Origin of the sequence: Hadarchaeum sp. (SeqCode) (assembly GCF_049969415.1) — an archaeon.
GTDB lineage: Archaea > Hadarchaeota > Hadarchaeia > Hadarchaeales > Hadarchaeaceae > Hadarchaeum.
Map to the genome: position 1 here is coordinate 1 of NZ_JBMFOX010000124.1, position 1220 is coordinate 1220.

Annotated in this window: 1 protein-coding gene; it reads right to left on the reverse strand. The window is 53.9% G+C overall.

Annotation, left to right across the window (positions count from 1 at the left end):
- Positions 1-76 precede the first annotated feature (76 nt).
- Positions 77-1220, reverse strand: a 1144-nt coding sequence (locus ACP5PX_RS08290) for an IS256 family transposase (protein ID WP_428085475.1), incomplete at its 5' end; no start/stop codon positions are given.

The following is a 1220-nucleotide window of genomic DNA, read 5'->3' on the forward strand; positions in this document are numbered from 1 at the left end:
ATTTTTTACCTGGTGTTTCCTCATTGGCTTTGTCCCATCTTTAGTTGAAAATCTCTAGCGCCCTATTTCTCCGATTCTAGACTGCCTGGGATCTTGTGGCAGCCTGTATCCCTTGGGTTTCTTTTACCCTTTGGACGTAAGCTGCGATGGCCTCGGCCAAAATCGGCAGGTCTCGATACCCCGGAATCTTATGGAATCTCCCTTCGGCCTTTTGAGCACCAATTGTCGCCCAGCGCAACGCCTGGTCCCCGTTTCTTGTATTCCTTACCCGCCGAACGGTATCTCGAATCTGCCCGTTTAAGGATTCTAAGGCATTGGTCGTTCGCAAGCTCCTCCTTAACAGTGCCGGTAACCCAAGCTTTTGTACTGTCAGCGTTTCTTCCAGCCCCTCCCGCAAGCTTGCCGCCGCCCCGGGTGACTTCATCTCCAACTCTTTTATTAATGCCTCCAGTTCTGCCTTGGCCTTTTGAGCATCATTAACCGCCCAAGCCCTCTTTAGCCGTCCTTTCAACCATTGTTGTTCTCGTTCGGGCAGATGTTTCACCACATTCTCCATCTTGTGCTTCTGGCAGCGCTGCACCAGGGCCAGCTCTCCAAAGGTCTCACGTACCGCCTTAGTGAGGGCTTTACTCCCATCCATTACAAAAAGCAGCCCCTCCCTTGCGTCCATCCCTCGACCAACCAAGTCTTTAAGCAATGCGCTACACGCTTCCGCGTTCTCTGCCGCCCCCTCCCAAAGTCCAAGAACGTGCTTTTGCCCACCACCGTCAACCCCTAAGGCAATCAGAACGGCGTGCCCCCCTAAAAAGATAGCGTCAATGAACACTACCAGAAGCTTAAGATCCCCCAATGGACGCCTCAAAAAGGACTTCAGCTCTTCTTCGGTGGCCTTTACAAACCTGCGGCTTACGGTACTCTTGGAGGTGCTATAAGTTTTTATCCCTGCCCCGATAGGCTCACCGCCCGCCTGGTAGTGGCGGCTGGCCAGCCCATAAAGCATTCTCTCCAGTGCCGCTTGGGAGAGAATCTTCCGATCCTGTAACTCCCTGTAGCTCTCCAGCTCCACTTCCCGACCATCTTTCGTCCGCACGCGCGGTCTTGATACCTTAGCCTTACGGCCACCAAGAACTACATATCCTGGCTGCCTCCCGTAGCGGGTAGCCGTCCGATCGGGTCGATGACGTCCTTTCGGCCCGCATTTTTCCACAACTTCCGCCTCC